This window comes from Streptomyces sp. NPDC025638 (assembly GCF_055558775.1).
This window is the reverse complement of sequence record NZ_JBVHLX010000002.1, coordinates 609,361-633,509: the sequence shown is the minus strand read 5'-3', so window position 1 is coordinate 633,509 and position 24,149 is coordinate 609,361. Positions and strand designations below refer to the sequence as shown.

22 protein-coding genes and 2 pseudogenes are annotated in these 24,149 nt (G+C 70.0%); 7 read left to right on the top strand and 17 right to left on the bottom strand.

The features are described from left to right. The first annotated feature begins 13 nt into the window (after positions 1-13). Complete coding sequence (locus ACZ4EG_RS07050) at positions 14-427, top strand: hypothetical protein (protein WP_467789854.1); 414 nt, start codon at positions 14-16, stop codon at positions 425-427. 317 nt (positions 428-744) lie between these two features. Here ACZ4EG_RS07050 and ACZ4EG_RS07045 read toward each other — a convergent pair whose 3' ends face one another. Further along, positions 745-1,233, bottom strand: a complete 489-nt coding sequence (locus ACZ4EG_RS07045; protein ID WP_467789853.1) for a GNAT family N-acetyltransferase — start codon at positions 1,231-1,233, stop codon at positions 745-747. On the opposite strand from ACZ4EG_RS07045, the gene ACZ4EG_RS07040 reads away from it, so the two are divergent. Next, entirely contained in the window at positions 1,224-1,499 is a 276-nt protein-coding gene (locus tag ACZ4EG_RS07040; protein ID WP_467789852.1) for a hypothetical protein, read from the top strand. The two genes, ACZ4EG_RS07045 and ACZ4EG_RS07040, sit on opposite strands and share 10 nt — an antisense overlap. Positions 1,500-1,776: 277 nt before the next feature. Here the strand turns inward: ACZ4EG_RS07040 and ACZ4EG_RS07035 are convergent, their stop codons facing one another. The 4 genes from ACZ4EG_RS07035 to ACZ4EG_RS07020 form a co-directional block, all read right to left on the bottom strand. After that, entirely contained in the window at positions 1,777-2,745 is a 969-nt protein-coding gene (locus ACZ4EG_RS07035; protein WP_467789851.1) for an IS110 family RNA-guided transposase, read from the bottom strand. Positions 2,746-2,881: 136 nt separating this feature from the next. Continuing rightward, positions 2,882-3,316, bottom strand: a complete 435-nt coding sequence (locus ACZ4EG_RS07030) for a DUF2267 domain-containing protein (protein ID WP_467789850.1) — start codon at positions 3,314-3,316, stop codon at positions 2,882-2,884. Between the two features lie 66 nt (positions 3,317-3,382). Beyond that, a complete protein-coding gene (locus ACZ4EG_RS07025) occupies positions 3,383-3,778 on the bottom strand; it encodes a DUF2267 domain-containing protein (RefSeq protein ID WP_453557381.1) in 396 nt (131 codons plus the stop codon). Positions 3,779-3,882: 104 nt separating this feature from the next. Further along, a complete protein-coding gene (locus ACZ4EG_RS07020) occupies positions 3,883-4,314 on the bottom strand; it encodes an Hsp20/alpha crystallin family protein (RefSeq protein ID WP_453557383.1) in 432 nt (143 codons plus the stop codon). Positions 4,315-4,440: 126 nt separating this feature from the next. On the opposite strand from ACZ4EG_RS07020, the gene ACZ4EG_RS07015 reads away from it, so the two are divergent. From ACZ4EG_RS07015 to ACZ4EG_RS07005, 3 genes and pseudogenes are all read left to right on the top strand, one after another. Next, complete coding sequence (locus tag ACZ4EG_RS07015) at positions 4,441-5,100, top strand: type III effector protein (RefSeq protein WP_467789849.1); 660 nt, start codon at positions 4,441-4,443, stop codon at positions 5,098-5,100. A gap of 835 nt (positions 5,101-5,935) precedes the next feature. Continuing rightward, entirely contained in the window at positions 5,936-6,280 is a 345-nt protein-coding gene (locus tag ACZ4EG_RS07010; protein ID WP_453557387.1) for a MerR family transcriptional regulator, read from the top strand. A 201-nt stretch (positions 6,281-6,481) separates the two neighbouring features. Then, positions 6,482-7,236: pseudogene (locus tag ACZ4EG_RS07005) on the top strand (AMP-binding protein); the annotation flags it as partial. Positions 7,237-7,617: 381 nt separating this feature from the next. Here ACZ4EG_RS07005 and ACZ4EG_RS07000 read toward each other — a convergent pair. After that, positions 7,618-10,056 (bottom strand): ATP-binding SpoIIE family protein phosphatase, encoded by a 2,439-nt coding sequence (locus ACZ4EG_RS07000; protein ID WP_467789848.1) that lies wholly within the window; start codon positions 10,054-10,056, stop codon positions 7,618-7,620. A 67-nt stretch (positions 10,057-10,123) separates the two neighbouring features. Beyond that, on the bottom strand, positions 10,124-12,586 hold the full coding sequence (locus ACZ4EG_RS06995; RefSeq protein ID WP_467789847.1) for a SpoIIE family protein phosphatase: 2,463 nt from the start codon (positions 12,584-12,586) through the stop codon (positions 10,124-10,126). Between the two features lie 357 nt (positions 12,587-12,943). Here ACZ4EG_RS06995 and ACZ4EG_RS06990 point away from each other — a divergent pair, with 357 nt between their 5' ends. Continuing rightward, on the top strand, positions 12,944-13,633 hold the full coding sequence (locus ACZ4EG_RS06990) for a TetR/AcrR family transcriptional regulator (protein WP_467789846.1): 690 nt from the start codon (positions 12,944-12,946) through the stop codon (positions 13,631-13,633). Position 13,634: 1 nt separating this feature from the next. Here ACZ4EG_RS06990 and ACZ4EG_RS06985 read toward each other — a convergent pair. The 9 genes and pseudogenes from ACZ4EG_RS06985 to ACZ4EG_RS06945 all read right to left on the bottom strand — a co-directional run. Further along, positions 13,635-13,868 (bottom strand): annotated as a pseudogene (locus ACZ4EG_RS06985) (transposase); the annotation flags it as partial. A gap of 70 nt (positions 13,869-13,938) precedes the next feature. Next, positions 13,939-14,136: a hypothetical protein gene (locus tag ACZ4EG_RS06980; RefSeq protein ID WP_467789984.1), complete on the bottom strand. Its 198-nt coding sequence runs from the start codon at positions 14,134-14,136 to the stop codon at positions 13,939-13,941. 5 nt (positions 14,137-14,141) lie between these two features. Further along, on the bottom strand, positions 14,142-14,498 hold the full coding sequence (locus tag ACZ4EG_RS06975) for an FAD-dependent monooxygenase (protein WP_467789845.1): 357 nt from the start codon (positions 14,496-14,498) through the stop codon (positions 14,142-14,144). After that, positions 14,495-15,649, bottom strand: a complete 1,155-nt coding sequence (locus ACZ4EG_RS06970; RefSeq protein ID WP_467789844.1) for a VOC family protein — start codon at positions 15,647-15,649, stop codon at positions 14,495-14,497. Before ACZ4EG_RS06970 ends, ACZ4EG_RS06975 begins: the two co-directional genes overlap by 4 nt. A 154-nt stretch (positions 15,650-15,803) precedes the next feature. Next, a complete protein-coding gene (locus ACZ4EG_RS06965; protein ID WP_467789843.1) occupies positions 15,804-17,570 on the bottom strand; it encodes an FAD-dependent monooxygenase in 1,767 nt (588 codons plus the stop codon). A gap of 253 nt (positions 17,571-17,823) precedes the next feature. Next, positions 17,824-17,949, bottom strand: coding sequence for a hypothetical protein (locus ACZ4EG_RS06960; protein WP_467789842.1), 126 nt, complete (start codon positions 17,947-17,949; stop codon positions 17,824-17,826). Between the two features lie 83 nt (positions 17,950-18,032). Then, a complete protein-coding gene (locus ACZ4EG_RS06955) occupies positions 18,033-18,383 on the bottom strand; it encodes a DoxX family protein (RefSeq protein WP_453557405.1) in 351 nt (116 codons plus the stop codon). Further along, positions 18,380-20,317 carry an acyl-CoA synthetase gene (locus ACZ4EG_RS06950; protein ID WP_467789841.1) on the bottom strand — a complete coding sequence of 646 codons (1,938 nt, stop codon included), beginning with the start codon at positions 20,315-20,317 and terminating at the stop codon, positions 18,380-18,382. The genes ACZ4EG_RS06955 and ACZ4EG_RS06950 overlap by 4 nt, the downstream gene beginning before the upstream one ends. Positions 20,318-20,413: 96 nt before the next feature. Further along, entirely contained in the window at positions 20,414-21,367 is a 954-nt protein-coding gene (locus ACZ4EG_RS06945) for a fumarylacetoacetate hydrolase family protein (RefSeq protein WP_453557409.1), read from the bottom strand. A 156-nt stretch (positions 21,368-21,523) separates the two neighbouring features. Between ACZ4EG_RS06945 and ACZ4EG_RS06940 the strand changes: the two genes are divergently transcribed. Further along, a complete protein-coding gene (locus ACZ4EG_RS06940; protein WP_453557411.1) occupies positions 21,524-22,195 on the top strand; it encodes a TetR/AcrR family transcriptional regulator in 672 nt (223 codons plus the stop codon). Positions 22,196-23,067: 872 nt separating this feature from the next. On the opposite strand, the gene ACZ4EG_RS06935 is transcribed toward ACZ4EG_RS06940, so the two are convergent. Next, positions 23,068-24,120 (bottom strand): AI-2E family transporter, encoded by a 1,053-nt coding sequence (locus ACZ4EG_RS06935; RefSeq protein ID WP_453557413.1) that lies wholly within the window; start codon positions 24,118-24,120, stop codon positions 23,068-23,070. Positions 24,121-24,149: the final 29 nt, after the last annotated feature.

The following is a 24,149-nucleotide window of genomic DNA, read 5'->3' as shown; positions in this document are numbered from 1 at the left end:
GTTCCGCCTGGAGATGCTGCAGTGCGCCGGCACCCCGAAGAAGGGCTACGCATCCTGCAACGCCCTGCGCGTCACCAGCGGCACCACCACCTTCCAGGAAGAGCAGGCGGCGAAGAAGGGCATCGCACCCCAGACCGTCCGGCCGAACGCCGCCGCGGACTCCCCCACCGGCTACGGCCCCAGCGACCTGCAGTCGGCCTACGGCCTGACCTCCACCGCCTCCACCAGGCGCTCCGGCAGGACCATCGCCATCGTCGACGCCTACGACGACCCGAACGCCGAGTCGGACCTGGCCAACACCCACGACAGTCAGGCTCTGATGCCCCTGTCCGGAGCCTCCCGCCGATCCGCTCCACCGCGGGCCGCACCGACGCCGGTCGGCCAAGCTCCACGGGGCAAGGGCTGTGACTACTTCCACTTGCGCTGATGGCTGCACTGGCAAGGCATCACCCCCTACAGCGCTGACGGTGGACCGTGGCCACTTCGTCTCGCAGATCAGGGTTGTGTGAACTACGTATTTACGCGGCCGACCTCGATCGTGTGTGGAGCGAGCCGAGGTGTACGCGATTTCGATCGCCCTGGGAGTGCCGGAGGCGAGGGAGTCGCCGGGAGAGGCCGCCGGCGCAGGCGATCCCCCCGCCAGGGCAGAGACGACGGCACACACGGAGCGCGCGGCGTCCAGCGACTCCTGCATGCCGGCCACCATGCAGGCGAAGCCGGTGCCCTGCGAACCGGCACACCGCATCATTCCGAAGGAATACGAAACTCGAATTTGGGACGGTCCCACGGCACGGCGGGCGGGTTCGCGAACGCGGTCCCGGTCCGCACCGCACCAACGCGGTGGTAGAAGTCCTCGGCGGGAAGATGCGACACGACCTTGACACGGTCGAGCCCGGCGGCACGGGCCTCGGACTGCATGTGCGCCACGAGCAGCCGCCCAATACCACGTCCTTGCGCTTCGTCGGCGACGAACAGCAGGTCGAGCTCCGGTGGAGCGAGGACGAGCGAGTAGAACCCGAGGACCCGGCCTCCATGCTCGTCGGCGCCGACGGCTACGAAGGCGCGGTGGGCCTCGATGTAATCAGGACCGACCCGGTAGCCCACCACTGCGGCTGCGTACTTACCCTCGTAGGCGCCTGAGCCACGCACGAGCCGCGTGAGCCGTTTGGCATCCCGCGCGACTGCCCTCCGTATCGTGATCGGCTGGCTGACCGGGGAAGTGCGTGAACTCATCGGGAGAGTATTTCGCACCGGGGAGTGCCTTCCTGCGGCGGGTCGGTCGGCTGCTCGGGCAGGCGTTCCTGCACCGCTCCCGGGAAGCACTCGCCCAGGCCCCGATCGACCACGTCACTGCCGCCGAAGGGGCCGCCCGCCAGCAGCAACTGGACGCCCGAACCGCTGCGGGAAAGCTGGAGAACGGGGTGGTCGACGGCTGCTCTCCCTGGGCCTGCCGTGGCGAAGCCGAGCCGGTACAGGATGATTTCGGTTTGGCCTCGTGAGGCGGATCATCCTCGACCTGTTCGCCGCTGGGAGCGCATCCCCAAGGACACCGTCACGGCGGTGCAGCGCGGCCGGGAGATCGGCCATTGAGAGAGGCGATCATGAAGTTCGCGGCGCCGAGACGGTGGGCTCCAGTGACCGCAGGGATGGTCGAGCGACCAGCAGTGGACGATCAAGTCATCCGCGACGCCCTCGGCAACCGCGCCCTCGCCCAGCGCTTCCTCAGCGAGATCAACCACGCGCCCGCGCACCAGTTGCTCGCCGTGTTCGGCGGTATCAGGCTGATACCGCCAGCCGAGATTCCCTATCCGGGATCCGCTTCGCCTGCCGGTCGCCGCCATGGTTGAGGCGACGCGAGCTCTGCCGGCCCGAGGAGTACTCGATGGGACTGACCCCGCACAAGGCGGCGAAGGACGCCTCAGTGCTCAGCCGCTCGGGATTGTCTCCCATGGTGATCAGCAAGGTGACGGCGCTGTCCGGGCCGATGCCCACCGGTGTCAGCAGCTGCGGGGCGTGGCGTTCGACGAGCCGAGTCAGGCGCTGATTCAGCTCATCGATCTGCCCGGTGAGCTGCTCGATGCGCTCGGCGAGCAGGCTCAGGGTCATATGGGTGGCCTGGGCCACCGCGTCCTCGTCGCCCCCGCCGTCTTCGCCGTCGCGCAGGCCGAGGCGCGCGCAGGTGCGGAACAGTTCGCGGTTGCCCGGGCTGGACAACCGTTCCCGCAGAGCGCGGTCGGCTATGACCAGGACGGCCTTGAGCTGGTTGATCGCCTGGGTGCGCGCTTTGACCGCGGAGTCCTTGGCGAGTTTGTACATCCGGGCGCTCTGCACCGGCCCGTCGCTGGATTTGGCCCGCGCCCTGGCGCGACCGCTGAGCACGGCCCGCGCGGCAGCCTGCGCATCGAGCGGATCCGACTTCCCCAGCAGCCGCCGGGCTGTGCGGTCGGGCCGGTTCACTTCGTACACCTGGACGTGCTGAGCGAGCAGGTAACGGGACAGGCCCGCACCGAAGGTGCCGGTTCCCTCCACACCGGCCCGGCGCACCGTCCCCAGTCTGCGGGCCCGGACGAGCAGCCGACGGTAGCCGGCCGCCGCGGCCGGAAAGGGCTCGGTGCCCAAGACCTTCCCCAGCGGGGAGACCACGGCAGCAACATGAACCTCGCCGTGCGTGTCCATACCCAGGACGGCCTCGCCCGGAACGGGAGGATCCGTGCCCGAGGAGGTGCTGCGCTGTCTGGTCGTCATGGTGGCTCCCCTCCCGCGTGGTGACGTGCTGGGTGGCTGGCACCGACCTGGACGGGCGGTCCGTGAGGTCTGCACAACAACCTGGACACGTATCACCGTCACCAGGGCGCTTTCACGCTGGGAGGGCACGGGCCGCCTATGCGGCTGGGGTGAGTTCGGCGCGGCCGAACAGCAGCGCGTAGCCGGAGGGGAGCTGGTGCAGGATGCGGGTGATGAGGTCGGGGCCGGCGTAGGCCGCGACGGCGGAGAAGACGGATCCGGTGTCCCAGCGGGTGGTACCGAGGGAGGCGCCGGTGTGGGCGGCGAGGTCCTTGACGAAGGCCCAGCCGCCCAGCGGCTTGGTGTCGGGGATCTGGGCGGTGAGGATGCGCGCGGCTTCGACGGGGAGGCGGGCGGCCAGTTCGACGCGTTCGTCGCCGGTCAGTTGGCGTCCCAGTCCCGCGAGGACGAGGCGGACGGCTTCCTCGGCCTTCTCGCGGGTGGGGTAGGCGCCTTCGTAGCGGACCTTTTCCAGCATGTGCTCGTACGCCCTCCCGCAGGGCTGCTGGAGCGGTGCGCTCTGGTGGGACATCACTGCGGTGGTTGCCTTTCTGTCACCAGGTCGTGGTGGCCGGTGTGCGGTCACCGGGGTGGGTGGTCAGGTGGGCTGGGGGCGGCCGAAGAGGAGGTCGTAGCCTGCGGGGAGCTGGAGCAGGATCTCCTTGAGGAGGTCGTCGCCAGTGGCGTCGGCGACGGTGGAGAGGACGGCGCTGACGTCCCAGGCCGCGGTCTGGTCGGTGGCCCCTTCGATCCAGGCCGCGGCCGCGCGCACGAACCGCTCCGGGGGCAGCGGCTCGGCGCTCTGCAGCGGGTTGAGCAGGATCAGGGCGAAGTCTTCCGGCAGACGCGCCGCGAGCTGGGCGCGTACCTCGCCGACCAGGTGTGCGCCCAGTAGGGCGAGCACCACGCGGGCCGCGCGTTCGGCCTCCTGCAGGGTGTCGTATTTGCCGCGTTCCTTCACATGGTCGAGGAACGCTTCGCGGCGCACGGTCATGCCGGCCGTCACCCCTTCCTCAGGTCCACGGGGCGCGGAGGACGGGCGAGGGGAGAGATCAGATACCCGTCCTCCGCCGCTGTTCAGCCCTCATCGGGTCCGGCTCAGCCGGAGATCTCCTTGTGGCCGGTTCCGACGCCGATGGCGATCTTGCGGGGCTTGGCGCGCTCGGCGATCGGGATGCGCAGGGTGAGCACGCCTGCGTCGTAGTCGGCCTGGATGTGCTCGGTGTCCAGCGTGTCGGCCAGCACGATCTGGCGGGAGAAGACGCCCAGCGGCCGTTCCGACAGCTCCATCTGCACGTCGTCGGCCTTCGTCACGGGCCGGCGCTCCGCCTTGACGGTGAGCATGTTGCGTTCGACGTCGATGTCGATCGCGTCCGCGCTGACGCCGGGGATGTCGAAGGCCACCACGTACTGGTCGCCCTCGCGGTAGGCGTCCATCGGCATCGGGGACGGCCTGGACCAGGTGCCGGGGCCCATCAGCTGCTGGGCCAGACGGTCCAGCTCACGGAAGGGGTCAGTGCGCATCAACATCGGAAAACACCTCCAGAAGGTTCGGGCAGTTACTGCCAATGCGCCTCACTGACACCGTTGTAACATGTCATCTAATGGATGACAAACATGGTGTCGTCCAAACGATGACGATAGAGGGAGGTGCCCATGACCCCGGCCGACCAGCCGGCATCGTCCAGCGCCGACACACACAGCCCGGCGTCGTTCCTCGCTGCTGCGGCAGCCCTGCACGCCATAGACGACGCCCTGCATGCAGCCCGGCACCAGGACCCCGGCACCGGTGGGACTCACGACGTCCGCCCGGAGCAGGCCCTGGCCTCGCTTCTCCTGCTGCGGCAGGTACGCGAGCAGCTGGCCGGATGGGAGACCGGCCTGATCGAGACCGCCCGGGACGCGGGTGCCAGCTGGGCGGACCTCGCCCACCCCCTCGGCGTCGCCAGCCGCCAGGCCGCCGAACGTCGCTATCTGCGGGGTCGGCCCGGCCCGGCCGGAACCACCGGCGAACAACGCGTCCAGGCCACCCGCGGACGTCGCGCCGCCGAACGCACTACCACCACCTGGGCCCGCCGCAACGCCGCCGACCTGCGCCGCATCGCCGGCCAGATCACCGCCCTCACCGACCTACCCACCACGGCCAGCCTTCCGCTCAGCCAGCTGCACGCGGCCCTTGCCCACGACGACCCCGCCGAGCTCATCCGTCCCCTCAACGCCACCCGCCCCCACCTGACCACCACCCACCCCGACCTCGCCGCCCGGCTCGACACCCTCACGAACTCCGCCACGGCCACAAGCGCCGCCCCCGACTGACCGACACACAGCTCCAACGCACGAAGACGGACCTCACGCCGCAACTGGCTCCGGCAAGCCGGCCGAGGCCCGCCACTCTTCGAAATCAATCGAAGTCATCCGCGGGTGATCCGTCGGTCGCCATCACCGCAGGTTCACCTCACGGGCCCGGAGGCGCGTTCCGGACCCAGACCTCCAATGAAGGCCCGGGCGGCATCACGGGCACGAGCGACGTCGGAGGTGCTGGGCCCTCGACAACGACAGGAGACCCGCGTGCGTGCACGTCACCTCCATGTCGATCATGCGCCACCACCCCGCCTGGATCGGTTGGGCCGTCCGGCCCAACGTCTGTCCGCCGAGCTGGGAGGCAACCCGGGGCATCACTCTTTCGCGTATGTTCACGGTTGAACTCCACCCACCATCCATAAAGAAAACCTGTCATGGCGGAAGTAGACATTGGCGCGTCACGGGGTTACTGTCTTGTCGTACCCAGGAAGTCGAAGTGGGCACGGCAGACACGAACTGCCGTGCAAGCAGGTCCAGTAGGACGCGGCCCGCAGCGGCCGTGAGCAGCACCCGCGGTATCCCAGCAGTACAGCCGAGTAACCAAAGGTAAGGAGCAGAACGCCATCAGGATCGCCCGGGCGAGAAGGAGTCCGCCCGGGTACCGCAGGCCCCGGATTGGAAGGTGGTCCCCGGTCACGCATTCGCGATCCCCACAGCTCCGCCCTCCCAGGCGGTACCTGAGGACAAAGAAGGCCGGCGCAGTTCGCCGGTAGATGGTGTTGCAAGCTCGGGGCCCGAGCGCCAGTACGGCGCCCGGGCCCCCCGACGCGTCCCCCGGAAGAAGAGGTCTATGCCCCCTGCCAGTCACCGTCCCGCCGACAACCTCGACGACGACGACTACCCCGCCTACACCATGGGCCGGGCCGCCGAGATGCTCGGTACCACCCCCGCCTTCCTCCGCGCCCTCGGCGAACACCGCCTGATCACCCCCTTGCGCTCCGAAGGCGGCCACCGCCGCTACTCCCGCTACCAGCTGCGCATCGCCGCCCGCGCCCGCGAACTCGTCGACCGGGGCACCCCCATCGAGGCCGCCTGCCGCATCGTCATCCTCGAAGACCAGCTCGAAGAAGCCCAGCGCATCAACGAGCAACTGCGCACACAAAGCCGCGAGTCGCAGCGGAAGACCTCGGCCTGATCAGGGCACCGGACGCGGACGCGAGCCGAACACCGACCGCCGCCGGACAGGGCTGCCCTCAGCGGTCGGTTGGCTGGCTGCATGTGGTCATAACTGCCGGTCACGGTGCTGACGGTGGCAGCTGCGGTGCTGGTAGGGATGCTTGCCTGAACCCGGTTGCCCGGTGGGCAGAGCCTGCGGGCGGCGGTCAGGGAAACCAGCTGGTTCCCCGGCGCCAGCCTCAACTACGCCCACCACGCGCTGCGCAACGTGCACCCGGACGCTCCCGCGATCACCGCCCTGGACGAGAACGGCTCCGGCTACGAGATCACATGCCGACAACTGCACGCCCGGGTCGCCTCCGTCGCGGCCACCCTGCGCGACCTGGAGGTGGGGATGGGCGACCGGGTGGTCGGTTACCTGCCGAACACCCCTCACGCCGTCATAGCCTTCCTCGCCACCACCAGCCTGGGCGCAGTGTGGTCGGTATGCGGCCAGGACTACGCGCCCCAGGCCGCCGCCGACCGCTTCGCCCAGTTCGAACCCACGGTGCTCATCGCGGCGGACGGCTACCTCTTCAACGGCACCCGACACGACCGCCGAGCCGCCTCCGGCGAACTGGCCGGCGCCCCGACCACGCTGAAGGCCACGGTGCTCGTGGACCATCTGGGTCCCAACCGGCCCGAGACCCGGCACACGGGCCTGACGGTTCCCTGGCACGATGCCGCCCCCGTACCGAGTACCTCACCATCACCGCGGTGACGTTCGACCACCCTCTGTGGATCGTCTTCTCCTCTGGCACCACCGGCTTGCCGAAGAGCATCGTCCACGGGCACGGCGGCGTCCTGCTCGAACACTTCAAGATCCTCGGCCTGCACAGCGACCTGGGCGTCGGGGACCGCCTGCTGTGGTGAGCCACCACCCACTGGATGATGTGGAACCTGGTCGTCTCCACCCTGCTGACCGGCGCCACCACCTGGCCTTGAGCCGGTTGACCGCCTGCGTGCGGGCCTTTGCCGCCGAGACCTTGGCGAGCTTGTACATCCGGGCCATCTGCACTGGGCCATTACCCGGCTCGGCCTGCGCGCGCGTCCGCCCGCTCAGCACTGACCGGGCCGCGTTCTGAACATCAAGCGGATCCGACTTACCACGCCTGCGACGGTCAGTGCGATCGGGCCGATTCACATCGGCACATTCGACGTGATGGGTGATCGGAAACATGTCGACTTGAGCAGAGCACACAACAGCCCAGGGCAGACCCGGGTTTTCGGCCCGCTGTACCGGGAGTAGTTCCGGCGGCGTCTGCCGGAGCAGCTGAGCGAGTTGCACGGCCCGAGCGCGGTGGCCACAGGGCGTGATCAGTGGACGCGCGCGATGGGCTGTTCGGACCAGATGGTCTTGTGGTTCCGGCCATGGCGGCAACCCCAGCGCTCGGCGAGTTGTGCAATGAGGAACAGACCGCGTCCGCCCTCGTCGGTGACGCGAGCGCGGCGCAGACGGGGTTGGGCGCTGTTGGAGTCGGTGACCTCACAGACCAGAACGTGGTGGCGGATCAGTCGCAGCTCGGCCGGCGGACGACCGTAGCGGATCGCATTGGTGACCAGTTCACTGACGATGAGTTCGGTGGGGAAGAGGAGGTCGTCCAGCCCCCATGCGGTGAGTTGGCGGGCCGCCCATGCCCGGGCAACCGAGACAGCAGCCGGATCAGCCGGTATCTGCCAGTGAGCGGTGTCCTTGGCCGGGACGGCGCGGGTACGTGCCAGCAGCAGAGTCGCGTCGTCACGCGGTGCCTCGTCCACCAGATGGTCGAGGAGGGCCCTGCCGGTCTCGTCCAGAGCGCGGTCCGGGCGGCAGGAGGTGGCGAGCGCATCGGTCAGCCGCCGGAGCCCGTCACCGACATCGTGTGCGCCTCGGTGGACCAGGCCGTCGGTGTAGAGCGCGAGGACGCTGCCCGGCTCGAGGTCGATCGTGGTTGTCTCGTACGGCATGCCACAGACGGCGAGGGGTGGCCCCGGAAGAATGTCGACGGCTTCGGCACTCCCGTCGGGCCGCACGAGCACGGGCGGCGGGTGCCCGGCACTGGCCATGGCGCAGCGTCGGGTGACAGGGTCGTAGACCGCGTACAGGCAGGTGGCGCCCATGACGTCGTGGTCGCCAGGTGGTGCTTCCGCCGCGAGGCGCTGGACCAGGTCGGCGATCCGGGTGAGCAACTCGTCCGGCTCCAGTTCGAGGTCGGCGAGGGTCTGGATGGCGGCGCGCAGACGGCCCATGGTGGCGCTCGCGGGTATACCGTGGCCGATCACGTCTCCGGCTACGAGGGCCAGCCGGAGAGCGGGCAGGGGTATGGCGTCGTACCAGTCGCCGCTGGTGCCCGCCCCGCGGCCTGTGGGCAGGTAGACGCCGGCGGTCTCGGCTGCCGGAGTGTCGGTCGTGGCCGGGGGAAGGAGTCTTTGCTGAAGGGCCATGGCCGCTCTGTGCTCGCGCGTGTAGCGACGGGCGTTGTCGATGGCGAGCGCTCCCCGTGAGGCGATCTGCCCCATGAGATCCACCTCGTCCTCGGTGAACGGTTCGGACAGGCCGGTGCGCCAGACCACGATCGCGCCGAGGGTGAGGCCGCGGGCGTGCAGCGGTGCCACCATCACCGCCTGGGTGCCGTGCGGGAGGAGCTGCCCGAGCAACTGCCGGCCGCCGATAAGCGCGACGAAGTCGTCCCGGTCGTAGACGACCGTCTCGCCATGCTGGAAGCGGAGCAGGAGGGGGTGGTCGGACAGGGGTGGGACGAGGTTGCCGCGCTGGATGCCGGGCGGCCAGACCGCGGTGGCCGGCGCCAGGGCCGCGTTGCGCAGATGCAGATCTCCTCCGCCCAGCCGCTCGGCGGGTTCGTCACCGTCGAAGACGGCTTCCGCAAGGTCGACTGCTGCGAGATCACCGAAGGTGGGCACAAGGACGTCCGCGAGGTCCTGCGCGGTCCGCACGACGTCCAGGGAGCCCCCCACCCGCTCGGCAACCGCATGGGCGAGATCCAGCTGTCGGCGGGCACGCAGTTGGTCGATGTCGTCTACGTACAGGGCTGCGACCCCCGCGGGGCGTCCTCGCGAGTCCTCCACACGGAAGGCGGACAGCGACAGCGCGTGCCGCCGCGCCGGATGGTGCCGCCAGCTCACTCGCTGGCTCCTGTGCATCACCGGGACTCCCGTCTCGAGCACCTGCCGCAGTACCGCCTCGATGCTCTCGGCGTCCTCGGCGCACAGCACGTCACCCAGCCGGGCGCCCGGCTGTACGGGGCGGCCGTTGAGTGTGTCCGGCATGGCGTTCGTCTGGACAGTGGTGAGAGCCGTGTCGTGCAGAGCAATGGTGATCCGGTTCTGTGCGGACAGTGCACGCAGGAGCGCTGCGCCGTGCTGGTGGTCGGCGACGTGAAGGGTGGGGGCCGCGAGCACCAGGAAGCCCGCCGAGCCGCTCACCCGTGTGGTCCGGAACGTGACGTCGATCGTGCTGCCGCACCGGTGTCGCAGTCGTACCCGGCCGGTCGCCGGCGATGACGTGGCTCTGCGCAGGCCGTGCGGGGGGTCGGCCACCAGTTCCCGCACGGGGCGGCCGTGGACCTCGTCGGCGCAGAACCCGGTCAGGTCCTGTGCTGTGCTGGTCCACCCCACCACCGTGCCTCGATCGTCGAGCACGGCTGCGGCCAGACCGTCGAAGGCGGGCGACCCGCCGCCGGGGCCGGCGCCGGAGACGCTCGTCGCTCCTTGGGAGGCGCCTGCCGGGTCGGCGTTTTCAACATCCGATGTGTCCATGTCTCTGGCTTCCATTACGAGAGTCCGCGGCTACGGGAGAAGGGGATCCTGTGGGGGCTGTCGGCGCTCAGAGGGCGCCGGCTGTGGATGGCAGGTCCTGTTCGGCCCAGACGACCTTGCCGTCTGCTGCTGAGCGGGAACCCCACCTGCGCGACAGTCGCGCGACCAGGTACAGGCCGCGGCCGTGCTCGTCGAGGGTGCGGGGATGACGGGGGCGCGGTTGGCCGGTGTTGGTGTCGGAGACCTCACACGTCAGCACCCGGTGCTGGATGAGCCGCAGGCGGCTCGGGCCGCCACCGTGGCGGATCGCATTGGTGACCAGTTCGCTGACGATCGACTCCACGGGTGTCACCAGCGGCTCCAGACCCCATTGCCTGAGCTGGCGGACGGCCAGGTGCCGGACTGTCGGGACGGTGGCGAGTTCGTTCGGCAGGTCCCACGAGGCGACGTGGGCGGGTTTCAGTGCGCGGGTCCGCGCCAGGAGCAAGGTGACGTCGTCGGCTGATGCCCAAGCCGGCAAGGTCTTCATCGCCCGCGAGCACAGGTCCTCCAGGGAGGCACAGGGCTGCGCCAGGGCGGCGCCCAGGCGCTGCAGGCCGACGTCGATGTCCTCGTCGCGGGACTCGATCAGGCCGTCGGAGTAGAAGGCGAGGACACTCCCTTCGGGCAGGTCCAGTTCCACGGACTCGAAAAGCACCAGGCCGAGACCCAGACCCAACGGGGCCCCGGCAGGCAGGTCGGGGATGGTGACCCTGCCCTGCGCGTCGACGATCAGGGGCGGTGGATGCCCGGCCCGCGCCAGCGTGCACCGTCGGGTGACCGGGTCGTAAACGGCGTACAGGCAGGTGGCACCCACCATCGTTTGGACCTGGCCGGAGACGTCGCCGTCTTCGTCGTTCAACCGCCGGACCGTGTCGTCGAGGTGTGCCAGCAGTTCGTCCGGCGGCAGGTCGAGGTCCGCGAGCGTGCGTACGGCCGTGCGGAGCCGGCCCATGGTCGCCGCGGCGTTGATGCCGTGTCCGACCACATCGCCAACGACGAGGGCCACCCGCGCGCCGGACAGCTCGATCACGTCGAACCAGTCACCTCCCACGCCGTGATCCATGTCGGCCGGCACGTAGCGCGAGGCCACCTCGACGGCGGCACCGCCCTGCACATGGTGAGGAAGCAGGTCGCGCTGCAGGGTGAGGGCGGCGGTGCGCTCGCGCGCGTACTGGAGGGCATTGTCCAGGCAGAGCGCGGCCCGGGTGACGAGCTCCTCGGCGAGGAGCAGGTCGTCCTCCTGGAACGGCGTCGGCTCCTTGGAGCGGCCGAACACCGCGAGTCCCAGCACGCAGCGCCGCGCACGGATGGGTACGACCATCAACGAGTGGATCCCGCTGTCACGGACCTTCTGCGCACGCGTCGGATCGTGGTCGACCCATGGGCCGGCATGGGTGTCCAGCACCGGTTCCAGGTGAGACCTGCCCGTGCGCAGTACGGCGGCGAATGACGAGGTCGGGGGGACGTGGATCACCTCTTCGCGCACCGCCGGCAACTCCAGGACACCCTGGTCGATGGAGGCCACTCCGGCACGGCGCAACGCAGGGCGGCGGCCGCTCGTCGTGCCGATCCGTTCGGCGGGCTCGAGTCCGAACGGAACCGACTCCACCAGGTCGACGACGACGTGGTCGGCCAGCAGGGGCACGGCAAGGTCGGCCAGTTCCTGCCCTGTCTGCATGACGTCGAGGGTGCTGCCGATGCGCGTACTCGCCTCGCTGAGGATGGCCAGGCGCTCGCGCGCCCGCCGGTTCCCGGTGGCGTCCACGGTCATGGAGCACACTCCCATCGCCGCGCCGTCCGCGTCCTGGAGGCAGAAGAACGAGGCCGAGAACGCATGCTCACGGCGCCCGTCCGACGGGGGCCACGCCCGGTACTCGTGGACCATGGTGGTACCGCTCTGCAGCACCTGCCGCATCACCACCTCGAGCGCTTCTGCCTCCACGGCGGGCAGCGAGTCCTTCAGACGGCGTCCGAACCGCCGGTCACGGGGAATGCCGTCGTGGCGCTGCATGGCGTCGTTCACCCAGGTACAGCGCAACTGCGGGTCGTACACGACGATGCCGATCGGTGCATGGGCAAGCAGCGACTCCCGCACCGGTCCGTTGGCAGGCCCCGAGGACAGGGCGCCTATGTCGGTCACGGACACCAGCCACCGGGTGCCGGCGTTCTGCCCCCACAACAGAGAGACCCGTAGTGACATTTTGAGCGTGTGGCCGTCGCGGTGGCGGACCGCGGCCGTGCCGGACCAGCCACTTCGGGCACGGCACTGCTCGGCGAACAGCGAAGTCCTTCGGGCCTCCTCAGGGGGCGGCAGCACGTGCGCGGCGGATCGGCCCACCACTTCCGCGGCCGAGTATCCGACAAGTTGCTCAGCGGCCTGCGTCCACGCCGCCACCGTCCCGTCCGCATCGATCATCGCTATCGCCGCGTCCGGTATCTCGCTGGGGCTCACCGGCTTGGCGAGTGGCGTGTGGTCGGTATTCGTCATCGTGGTTGATCCCGTTCAGTGCGGAGGTGAGGGAGTGCCGGCACGCGGGCGCGGCCGCCCGGTCTGCAGCCGTGGTGGACGGTGATGGGCAGGAGGCGGAGACCTCGGGGGTACCGGGAGCCGGAGTTTGCGGTGCAGCGCGCGACCTCGCCGCCGCCCGGTATCCGCCAGCCTTGCGCCGTTTTGCCCATTTCTGATGAAATAATCAGATACGACCGCTTAATCGTCAAGGCCACCGAAACTGATCGTTCAATCAAACGTGGCCGTGCAGTGCGCCGAGGAGAGGCGAGGCGGCCTCTATCGCCGCCGGAATCACTGACCGCTGGGTGGCGAAGTCGGGGTTCGACGGCGTTCAGGGTGGACAATTCGCACCATCAGCGCGATGATGAATTCATCAGAACTGGTGACCTTGTGCGGTGTGTGGCGATGTCAGCCCCACCCAGGGATCGATTCGAACGCCGCGTCGGGCCGAGACCCGGCAGGCTCGTCCGCGCCGCGGGGAAGCTTCTGGCCGATTCGGGCGATACGAGCGCCAGCATCCGGACCATCGCGGAGCTCGCCGACGTGGGCTTCGGCTTCTTCTACAACCACTTCACGTGCAGGCCGGACCTGTTCGACGCGGCCGTGGCCGATGCCCTGGAGGAGTTCGCGCGAGCCGTCGACCGACATCTGTGCGGCGTCGACGACCCCGCCGAGCGCTTCGCCGACGGCGTGCGGCTCAGCGCACGCGTGGCCGGCTCACACCCGGAGATCATGCGGATTCTCTGCCACAGCGAGCTCGGCCGCATATGCGCCGACCGCGGACTGGCTCCGCGCGCGAGGCGCGACGTGGAGCAGGGCATGGCTTCCGGCCGCTTCACTGTGGTCGACCCGATGATCGCCCTGACCGCGCTGAACGGCAGCCTGCTGGCGCTCCTGCAGCTGTGGTCCATCAGCCCGAGGCCGACAGGGACCATGCAGCCGGAAAAGTGGCCGAGATGCTCCTGCACATGCTCGGCCTCTCCGCGGACGAGGCCCGTGACCTCGCCCGACGGCCCCTTCCGCTGAGCGTGAAGACGATGCGGTGCAGAGCGGCGTTCGCCTGCCGGTCGCCCCCATGGTTGAGCCGACGCGAGCTCCGCCGGCCCGAGGAGTACTCGATGGGACTGACTCCGCACAAAGCGGCGAAGGACGCCTCGGTGTTCAGTCGCTCGGGCTTGTCTCCCATGGTGATCAGGAGCGTGACGGCACTGTCCCGGCCGATCCCCACCGGCACGAGCAGCTGCGGGGCGTGGCACTGCACAACCGTCCCATCGATCCCGGCACAACGGCATGACCCGACCACCGCCGGAAGGCTTCGAACGAACCGGTGCTCAACCTGGCCTGGGCGGGCTGTCAACGAGTTGACTCCTCGTCCACTCGTGACAGGCATTGACGGACAGCCTTGTGGCCCGCCTTACCAGCTGTCCGTCGTCGACCATGGCACGACCGGACCGAGCAACGACAGGGCTGACCCCGCACAGCACGGCGAAAAATGCCTCACTGCCCATGCGTTCCGGGTTGTCCCTCACCGTGATCAGCAAAGTGACGGCCGTGTCCGGACCCACGCCCACCACGGTGAGCAGCTGCGGTGCGTGGCGTACCACGAGCCGGGCCAGTCGGCCTTGCAAGTCCTGGATCTGCTCCGTGAACTGCGCTGGGAATCCTCCCCCGCCTCCTTCGGAAAGATCTGGTGGACGCCGTCCCAGGCGGGCAGCGGCACGCGGCAGCGGACGTCGACGACCAGCCACTGCTGGGAAGTGGCGAGGTCCTGCATCCGGGAGCCGATGGAGGCACGGACCAGGTGGCGGGCGAGGAGGGTCGCGGCGGTCAGCCCGGTGGGCCCGGCACCGATGACCACAACGGGTACATGCTCAGGGGTGGTGGCGGTCACTTGCTCAGGGCTTTCATCAGGCCCAGCAGCCGGGCGCGGTCGATTTCGTTGTCCTCGCGCAGTGCGGAGATCGCCCGCAGGAGCGCCCCCGGCGAGGGGGTGGTGCCGAGGAAGTCGCGGGTGGCGGGCGGGCCCCACTGGGCCAGGCCGGAAGCGGACATGGCGGCCCAGCCGGGTTCCAGTGTGTTGTCGAAGACGTCGCCGTCGGCGTAGTGCTCCAGCATGAAGCGGTCGGGGTCTCGCCAGTAGTCGAAGATCTGGCTGCCCTGGATGTGCCGGCCGATGCCCCAGGAGTGGTGGTAGCCGCGTTCGCGCAGGTACTCGCCTCCGGCGGCCAGCGCGTCGAGGTCGGCGACCTGGTAGGCGGAGTGAACGTAGCCCGTGTCGGGACCGAGGTGCATGGCCAGGGTGTGGTGGTCGGCGGGTTCGCCGCCGCGGTCGCAGCGGATGAAGGCCATGGTGGGGCCACGGTCGCGCTGCCCGTCCAGGTAGAGGAAGTCGCTGACGATCAGGCCGAGGTGCTGCAGGTACCAGTCCAGGGCGCGCCGGAAGACCCGGGTGGACAGCACCACGTGGCCCAGGCGCTGCGCCTGGGCGGGTTTACGAGGAGGGCGCTGGGTGGCGTTGATGCGGGCAGCCGCGGCCGTGGTGCCCGTGTTGAGGACCAGGGGCTGTTGCAGCGGTCGCGCGGGCTGCTCGGTGACGCCGTGTACGACGCGGACCGGGATGCCTGAGGGATCGAGCAGGTCCACGGCGCGGCCCCCGGCGTAGTCGGTGAGGGTCCGGACCTTGTGGCCGGTGGCGCGGGCGAGCCGGTCGAGGTCGGCGGCGTCGGCGGCCCGGAAGGCGGGGCCGATGAATCGCGATGCGGGACCGCGGCGGATCACCAAGCAGTGCGGTCCGGCCAGAGCGCCGCGCAGGTAGAGGGTGTCATCGGTACGGGCAGCGGTGGTGAACCCGAAGTCGTGGGCGAAGGTCTCGGCGCGGTCCAGGTCGGGCTTGGTGAACTCCAGCCAGGCCAGGTCCACCACCTTGATGACGGGCTGGACGGCGCGGCCGGGGTGCTCCCCGCGCAGCGCACCCTGCTCGCTGTGCAGCCCTTGATGGGCGTCGCCAGTGGGGACGACGGGGATGGGTGTCGGGTCGTTCACGGGGGGATTCCTTCCTGTGGCCTCCACGACCTGGTGCGATGGTGGGGCGGGTGCCGCGATGCCCCGGAGGCGAGGTGGAGATGAGGGTGGGGGCCCCGGCCCGCCGACTGCGGCGGTGATCGGCAGGCCGGGTGGCACGGCAGGTGAGCGGTTCCTACCGTGCGAGGAGGGAGTCCAGCGCGGTGGTGAGTTCGGCGACCGGGTCGGTGGCCGCGCCGTGGGCGCGCCAGCCGATGAAGCGGTCCGGGCGCACGAGGACGGCGCCTTCCGGTGTGTGGCCGCGGGCGGCGGTCCAGGTGGAGCGCGGGTCGCGATAGTCGCCGTCGACGTGGCCGATCCGGATGGCGTCCAGCGGCAGCCCGCTCTCGGCGGCGATCTTTTCGGCGGCCTCGCGCCAAGCCTGGCCGTCCTCTCCGGTGATCAGCAGCAGCCGGCCGGGGCGGACCAGGCGTGCCAGGGCCACGCCATGGCCGTCGAGGTCCTCCAGCCAGGCGTGGGGCAGCGGGTGTCCGGGGCGGGCGGCGGGCTGGTAGATGCGGACCGGGTCGGGGTTCTCGGGTGCGGGAGTGCCGTCGGGGACGACGGCCGCGGACTCGTACGTGTAGCCGAACTCGACGCCCAGTTCGTTGAACTCCATGGACTGGGCGGCCACGGCGGCCAGGAAGGTGCGGCGGAAGTCGGCGTCGGCGGGGTCCGCGCTCCACAGGCGGCGGGCCTGCCGCCAGTTCTCCTCCTCGCCGGCCTCGGGCCCGCCGCCCAAGAGGGCGTTGATGGCGATGTGGTTCATGGCGTTCTCCAGCGAGCGCTGGACGTTGGTGGCGTCCACGGGGCGCCGCTCGGCCTCGTAGGTGTCCAGCAGGGCGTCGTCGGCATGGCCGTTCAGCACGGCGGCGAGCTTCCAGGTGAGGTTCTGGACGTCGTGCATGGCGGAGGTCAGGCCGAGGCCGCCGGTTGGCGGATGCCGGTGGGCAGCGTCGCCGGCGATCAGGACGCGGCCGGCGCGGTAGCGGTCGGCGACCACGCCCTCCAGGGTCCAGCGGGAGATCATGTGGACCGACACGTCCTCCTCGCTCAGGCCCAGCCCCGTGCGCAGGTCGGCCAGTACGGACTCGTCGTCCAGCGCGCGGCCGTCATCGGGACCGTAGTTGAGGTGGAAGACCCACTCCTCGGACTCGGGACCCCAATGCTTGGGGCCCATGGGCACGAGAACACCGGGGATGCCGAGGTCGGGCAGCCACAGCCAGCGGATCAGCACCTCCGGGTCGAGCGCCCAGCGGGACAGGTCGGCGGAGAGGTGGAACGAGACCACGCGGGCGAGGTCGCGCACGCCCTCCTGGACGATGCCCAGAGCGGGTCCGACGGTACGGCCGCCGTCGCAGCCCAGCAGGTAGCGGGCCCGCACCCGGTAGGTCTGGCCGCTCTCGCGGTCGGTGACGGCGGCGGTGACGCCCTCGTCGTCCTGGGCGAGTTCGGTCAGCTCGTGGTGAAAGCGGACCCGGCCGGGCGCGAGTTCCTCGGCGCGGGTGCGCAGGACCGGCTCCAGGCGGATCTGGGGCAGGTTGGCCTGTCGCTCGGGGCTGGCCGCGAGCCACTCCGGAGAGTTCCCGCCGGCTCCCCAAGCCTCCATCCTGGCGACCCTGCGGCCATAGTCTTCGTGGTCGCCTGCCAGGCCGACGTACCAGGCGGTGTGGGACATCTGCTCGGCCGGGGTGGAGGCGGCGTAGATGGTGTCGGCCGCGCCGGCGTCGCGCATGATCTCCATGGCGCGCTGGTTGAGGACGTGGGCCTTGGGCAGGACGGAGGTGCTGGGCCAGGCGGTGACCAGCAGGGACTCGATGCCCATGCGGCTGAGCAGCATCGAGGCGGTGAGCCCCGCACCGCCTCCGCCGACGATGAGGACGGGGACGTCGATGTCGTTCATGGGTACTCCATGGGGTGTCACGGCTCGGGGCCATGGGGTGGGGACGGCTCAGGAGAGGCAGGGGAAGAGCGCCAAGTGCGTTTCCCCGGTCGATTGAGCGAGGCGGGGTGCCGGTCCCGTTCGCGGGTTGAGCAAGCGGCGGCGAGTACGGATGCGAAAGGCTGGTCGGTTCCGAGAGGCGCCCGGGCGCTGCGGGCGGACGTCGGCAGCGCCCGGACTGCGCGGAGGGGTTGCCGGAAACAGCGGTGTCGATTCAGAGGCCGCGCAGGGACTCGGCGGCCAAGGCGGTGAAGATGCGGTGGGCGCCGTACCAGCCGTACGAAAGGAAGGCGGCCTGCGGCGGCGGCCCTGAGTAGGGACGCTGTGCTACGCCGGCCATCGCGTGGAGGCGCAGGGCGGCAGATGCTGGCGGACGTCGATGCGGCTCATCGTGATGCTCCTCGGTCCCAGGCGGCGGCGATGCTAGCCGCCGGCCAGCACGACGAGATGGGCTCCAGCCAAGGCACCAACGATGACGGCAGGCAGGCAGCGGGCCGCCGGATCGCCACTGCGCAGATGGACGACGACGGCTCCGGCCATCAGCAGGATCAGGCCGACCGAGGCGGCGACACCGAGCGCAGTGATCCGCAGGCCGAGCAGCAGACCGGCCGCTGCCGCCACCTCCAGAGCACCCAGCAGGCGGTACTGGGTAGTGGTCATGCCCACGTGGGCCGCGGCCTGGCGCATCGCGGGTACTGCCGCGAGCTTGGCCGACCCGAGCAGGAGGAAGATCCCGGCGAGAAGGACGGCGAGGACGATGGCGGCGGTGCTCATGGGGTTTCTCTCTCAGGTGGCTTGCTGGGGGCGTACTGCCAGTGCAGGTCGTACCGGTCCAGGGCCGTGGTGACCCTGCTCCGTACCGCCTCGTCGGCAAGGGCGGGCACCGTGACGCGCACGCCTCCGTCGTGCGGCCGGCACAGAATGCGTTCCGGGTCGCAGTCCGCGCCCTGGGCGGCCAGTTCGGCGTGGACCGCGCGGCGGGTGGCGTCCAGGCGCAGGCCAAGCTTGTAGGGCTTGCCGACAGCGGTGAGCGGGATGGCGTCGATCACGAGCACCTCGCGCGGGGCGGCGGCGCGTTCGGGGACCCTTTCGGTGGCCCAGCTGAGCAGTTCGGCGAGGTCGGCCTCGGCACCGGGGGCGAGGGTGACGTAGGCGACGGGCACCTCACCGGCGTGCGGGTCGGGGCGGCCCACCGCCGCGGCGGCGGTGACCTCGGGGTGGGCGAGGAGGGCATCCTCGATCGCAGCGGGGTCGATGTTGTGGCCGCCACGGATGATCAGGTCCTTGGCACGGCCGGCGAGATGGATGAAGCCGTCGGCGTCGATGCGGGCCAGGTCGCCCGTGTCCAGCCAGCCGCCGCGGATCTTCCCGGCGGTCTCCAGTCGAGGCCCGTCGGCGGTGTGCTCGGCGACGTACCCGGCGAAGACCACCGGCCCACTGACGGCGAGCACCCCGGTGGCGCCCGGCGGCAGGTCGTGCCACTCGCCGGTGTCCGGGTCGATCCGCACCGTCTTGACCTGCTGGTAGGGCAGGCGTCGGCCGACACTGCCGGCCCGGGTGTGACCGGGCAGGCCGAGGGCGGAGGCGCAGGTCGCCTCGGTCAGCCCATAGCCCTCGCACAGCGGGATGCCGGTGTGCTCCTCGAAGGACTCCCGTACGGCGGGCGGCAGCGGGGAGGCGCCGACGGCGGCGAACCGCATGCTGGAGATGTCCGCGCCGACCGGGACATGGGCGAGGACGGAGTACACGGTGGGCACCGCCGACATGGCGGCGATGCGGTAGTGCTCCACCAGCTTCCAGAACACGCCGTACAGCTCGGGATCGCGGTAGCCCAGCGGCCCCGCCCACACCACTCCCCGGCCGCGCAGCAGCGGGCCGAGCAGGGTGACGATCAGGGCGTTGACGTGGAACAACGGCAGCGCTGCGAACATCACCGCGTCCTCGTCGAGAGGAATGCTCGCGGCCACCATCCAGGCGTCGACGACCTCGTTGGCGTGCGTGTGCGCGGCGAGCTTGGGAGTGCCGGTGGTGCCGCCGGTGTGGAAGTAGGCGGCCAGGTCGCCGGCGGACGGAGGCTGGATGTCCACCAGCCGGTCGGCGGGATGGGACGCGGCAAGCTCCGTGAGGTAGCCGACGCGTACGCCTTCGATGGGCTCCAGAGCGGGGGCGGGGTTGTCGGCCAGGGTGGGGGCCAGCGCCAGCAGTGCCTCCAGCCGCAAGGCCGCGGCGACCTGCCGGGCCGTGGCCCACACTCGCGCATCCAGCTGTGGACCGGCGGCGATGAGCACCCGCGCGCCGCTGCGCCGCAGCAACTGCTCGACGTGCCCGGACGCCAGGCCCGGGTTCACCGGGGCGGCGATGCCCGCTGCCTGCGCGGCCAGCAGGGCGGCGGGCAGCTCCGCGGTGTTCGGCGCGAGCAGGCCCACGGCGGCCCGGCGGGTGACGCCGAGGGAGCCCAGCAGATTTGCGGTGCGATGCACCTGGTCACGCAGTTGCGCGAAGGTGGCCGTGGCCGGGCGCAGGAAGCGGGCGGCATCGGGTAGCACCGTCAGGGCAGGACGGTCGGGCCACAGGCGGGCGGCGCGAATCAGGGTCTCGTAGGTGGTGGCGGGCAGGCCGCGCTCATGCAGCGGGACGGCCTCGATCGCGGACGGGTCCGCGACGCTGTCGGGGGCGGGCCACAACAGGTCGGTGGGTGTGCGTGTCACCGGTGCGCCTTTGCAGGGTGAGGGATGGGGTCAAGTGGCCGGCTCCGGTACGGGGATGCCGGGCCGGCCCGTCCCGGGCGGGGGTCCCGGGAGTCGTCAGCGGGCGCGCACCACGGTGCGCTGCTCGCCGAGATCGAGTACGCCGTCATCGGTTGCGATACGGGCCGTGACGATGTCGCCGTCCTGGAGGTAGTCGGGGTTCGCCTGCTGGCGGGCGAAGAACTTCTGCCAGCGCTTGTGCGGGGGCAGCAGGGCGGCGAGCGTGGTCAGGAGCCTGCCGGGGGATTTCAGGGCGGTGCCGCCGGGGGTTCCGGTAAGCAGGACGTCACCGGGCTGCAGCGTCTGGAAGCGGGCGAGCAGACTGAGGGCGCGGGCGGGCCGGACGATCATGTCCGTAGTGGTGCGGTCCTGCCGGGTGGCCCCGTTGACCTTCAGCGTGAGCCGTAGGTCCGGCAGACGGGCCAGATCGTCGGCGTCCACCAGGAGCAGCCGGGGGCCCAGCGGAGTGAAGGTGGGGTACGACTTGGCCTCGTAGAACTGTGTCTTGGGCAGCTGCAGGTCGCGGGCGCTGACGTCGTCCGCGACGACCAGCGCGGCGACATACTCCGCCAGGGCGGCGTCGGCGACCTCGGTGCCGACCGGCAAATCGGCGCCCATCACCAGCCCGAGCTCCACCTCGTAGTCCAGGAAACACACGTGCTGTGGACGCACGATGTCCTGGTAGGGCCCGCTGACGGATCCGGACGCCTTACGGAAGAACGCCGGCGGAACGGTGTCCGGGTTGAATCCGGAGTCCACCGCGTGGGAACGGTAGTTGACCATCTGCGCCACGACCCGGCAGGGCGAGGTGACGGGCGACAGCAGCTCGGCTTCTCCAACGGAAAGCCCGGCGTCGGGGTCACTCGCGGCGCGGGCAGCCGCCTGCTGCACGGCCAAGCGGTCGGCGAGCAGGCCGGCGGTGGTGTCCGCGTCGGTGTCGACACGGTGCAGCCGTCCTGTGCCGCTCTCCACCCACCAGCCGTCTGTGGTGCGGACGACCTGGATACTCATCGGCTCTCCTGAGTCCTGGACAGGCACCGACCGGACCACTCCCGTGAGCAGCTCCAGTCAGCAGTGATGAGAGAATCAGTTCAGATGTCAGCCCGCGTCAATAGCCGTCAGTGGTGACGATAAAATCAAAGCTGATTCACTGGGTAGGGTGGAGGGATGAGTATCGACCGACAGGGCAAGGCAAACAGTCGGACGCCCAGCCACACGCCCAACCGCCTGGACCGACGCAAGGCGCGTACCCGTGCCGCGCTGATCGCCGCCGCGCAGCGGTTCCTCGCCGAGCAGGGGCGGACCGAAGTGAGCATCCAAGAGATCACCGAGGCGGCGGACGTCGGCTTCGGCTCCTTCTACAACCACTTCACCAGCAAGGAGGAGCTATTCGACGCCGCCGTCGCCCTCACCCTGGAGGAACACGGCGCACTCCTGGAATCCGTCGTGGGAGACCTGAAGGACCCCGCGGAGACCTTCGCCGCCAGCGTCCGCCTGACCGGCCGACTGCAGCGCACCCACACACAGATCGCCAGGATCCTCGTCCGTACGGGCATGCCCTATCTGACCTCCGACAGCGGCTTGGCACCTCAGGCGATGCGGGATCTGCGGGCCGCCGCCGACAACGGACGGCTGGACATCGACGACCCGCGCACTTCTGTGGCCATGGTCGGCGGCGCCCTGCTCGGAGTGCTCCACCTACTGGAGACCCGCCCGGACCTCGATGCCGCGCATGTTTCCGACCAACTGGCCTTCCGCCTGCTGCGCATGTTCGGCATGCCGCGCGCCGAAGCACAGGAGATCGCCACTCGGCCCCTACCGTCGCTGCCCCGGACCTGACAATGGTGAGCAAGGTCAGCGGGGCCGGCGGATGTGGCCAGCGCCCGTAACGCGGTGTACCGCACGCCGCACCCACCTGCGCATTTGCCGGACGGTATGCCGCGGTGTCCGTCGTCTGGACGACCGTTCCATGAAACGGTACGCGTGACATGAGGGAGCGCATACCGCCGGCCTCCATCTCGCACAGAGACACGCCGCCCATGTCCACCACTGTGACGCTCAGGGGGCGCGGCGGATCCCCGAGGATCTCGGCGTAGAGGACGGTTTTGCCTGCCCGGGAGGCGCTGCCCCGGGCGACGACTTTTCCGTCCACCAGCACCTCGATCGAGCCGGAGGCACCTGTCGGCTGGACACTGACAGAGTGGCCTTCCTGGTCCAGGCGGAGGCGGCTGTCCGCAGCCATGCCTCCAGGGCTTCGAACGCCGTCGCTCGGTCCGAGCCCTCGCGGAGCGTGCGGACGTGGGCCTCGGCTCCTTCAACAACCACTTCACGTCCTGCAGGGCCGCGACCGCTGCTGACGGCCACCCCCACCGACCCGGACCAGTGATCACACAGGCAGCCACCGCCTCCATGACAATCACGGACTGCCGCACCAGCAGCGCGCGCAGGGAACGCAGGGTGGCCAGTGTGATCTGGCCCTGGCCTGCCGGGGCTCTGACGGCTGCCGCTGCTGACGGTGAATGTCCGAGATCGCCCAGGCCAGTGCGTGTAGCGCGCCGCGTAGCGCCAGATCGCCACGACGGCAGCACCAACTGTGCGAAGTCGTCGCCGGCTACGTCCGGCCGATCCGGCTCGGTCGATCAAGGCGAACGGCATGAGGATCAGCCCCATGCGTTCGCTGCGCTGCTGGCGGCCGAAATTCCATGTGCCGGTCATTCGGGGTCGTCGGACCCGTCGGCGTTCTCGGGGCTGTTGTCTGCCCGCAACGGCAGCCCCAGCGGCCGCCCGTGGCGGTGAGCCCAGATGTCACCGAGGACGACTTGGATGATGCCGGTGACGGGAATCGCCAGCAGGGCACCGAGGATCCCGGCGACTTCGGCGGCGATCAGGATGGCCAGCAGCACGGTGAGGGCGTTGAGTTTCACCGTCCGAGACAGGACGACCGGTTGCAGAAGGTGGTTCTCGGCCTGCTGGTAGACGATGAAGAAGACGATGGCTCCGATGCCGGCCGGCAGGGAGTGGACGAACGCTACTGAGGAGGCGACGACAGCTCCTATGGTGGCGCCTACCAGGGGAATGAGGTCGGTCAGGGCGACGAAGAGGGCCAGCAGACCGGCGAACGGCACTCCGGAAACCAGCAGCATGACGTAGGTCAGGAACCCGCAGATGACGCTGATCAGCAGGTTTCCGGTCAGGTAACCGTTGACGGTACGGGCGCACGCGGCTCCGACGCGGCGTATGCGGGCCGCGGGCGCCTCGTCCACGAGGGCCAGGGACCGATCTATGGCCTTGGGGCCCTCCAAGACCATCAGATAGGCCAGGACAAAAATCGTGAGAGCGCCTGTCGCGGTACTCGCGGCGCCGCGGATGAACTTCAAGGCGGGCGTGCCCAGTCCGGTGACGAACGCGCGGATCTGCGTTTGATGCCGCTCGACGTACTGCAGAGCGTGCATCCGCTCCAGCAGGTTGCCGACTGGCCCGTGGCCGGCTCGGACGTCCCTGATCATCGCGGGCAGACGATCGGCGAACCGGCTTCCCTCCTGCGCCAAGGGGATGACGAACAGGGCGATCACCGCGCCGACGGCCGCGGCAGCGGCCAAGAAGACCAGCAAGGTGGCCACCGCCCGTCGGCACCGCGGCAGCCGTCGCTGCAGCACCTCGACGGCCGGATGAAGGGAGACGGCCAAGAGCAACGCGATGACCGCCCAGATCAAGACCCGGCGAGCCTGAACCACCAGCTCGAGCGCGACGTAGGTGGCGAGCACCAGCCCGATGGTGGCAAGGATGGTTCGCA

Excerpts from the sequence above, each read along its gene's own strand:
- ACZ4EG_RS07010 (WP_453557387.1), top strand. The coding sequence starts at position 5,936 with ATGCCCCCTGCCAGTCACCGTCCCGCCGACAACCTCGACGACGACGAC.
- ACZ4EG_RS07000 (WP_467789848.1), bottom strand. The coding sequence starts at position 10,056 with ATGGACACATCGGATGTTGAAAACGCCGACCCGGCAGGCGCCTCCCAA.
- ACZ4EG_RS07035 (WP_467789851.1), bottom strand. The coding sequence starts at position 2,745 with ATGACGACCAGACAGCGCAGCACCTCCTCGGGCACGGATCCTCCCGTT.
- ACZ4EG_RS07015 (WP_467789849.1), top strand. The coding sequence starts at position 4,441 with ATGACCCCGGCCGACCAGCCGGCATCGTCCAGCGCCGACACACACAGC.
- ACZ4EG_RS07020 (WP_453557383.1), bottom strand. The coding sequence starts at position 4,314 with ATGTTGATGCGCACTGACCCCTTCCGTGAGCTGGACCGTCTGGCCCAG.
- ACZ4EG_RS07025 (WP_453557381.1), bottom strand. The coding sequence starts at position 3,778 with ATGACCGTGCGCCGCGAAGCGTTCCTCGACCATGTGAAGGAACGCGGC.
- ACZ4EG_RS06955 (WP_453557405.1), bottom strand. The coding sequence starts at position 18,383 with ATGAGCACCGCCGCCATCGTCCTCGCCGTCCTTCTCGCCGGGATCTTC.
- ACZ4EG_RS07030 (WP_467789850.1), bottom strand. The coding sequence starts at position 3,316 with ATGTCCCACCAGAGCGCACCGCTCCAGCAGCCCTGCGGGAGGGCGTAC.
- ACZ4EG_RS06965 (WP_467789843.1), bottom strand. The coding sequence starts at position 17,570 with ATGAACGACATCGACGTCCCCGTCCTCATCGTCGGCGGAGGCGGTGCG.
- ACZ4EG_RS06945 (WP_453557409.1), bottom strand. The coding sequence starts at position 21,367 with ATGAGTATCCAGGTCGTCCGCACCACAGACGGCTGGTGGGTGGAGAGC.
- ACZ4EG_RS07050 (WP_467789854.1), top strand. The coding sequence starts at position 14 with ATGCTGCAGTGCGCCGGCACCCCGAAGAAGGGCTACGCATCCTGCAAC.
- ACZ4EG_RS06960 (WP_467789842.1), bottom strand. The coding sequence starts at position 17,949 with ATGGCCGGCGTAGCACAGCGTCCCTACTCAGGGCCGCCGCCGCAGGCC.
- ACZ4EG_RS07045 (WP_467789853.1), bottom strand. The coding sequence starts at position 1,233 with ATGAGTTCACGCACTTCCCCGGTCAGCCAGCCGATCACGATACGGAGG.
- ACZ4EG_RS06940 (WP_453557411.1), top strand. The coding sequence starts at position 21,524 with ATGAGTATCGACCGACAGGGCAAGGCAAACAGTCGGACGCCCAGCCAC.
- ACZ4EG_RS06995 (WP_467789847.1), bottom strand. The coding sequence starts at position 12,586 with ATGACGAATACCGACCACACGCCACTCGCCAAGCCGGTGAGCCCCAGC.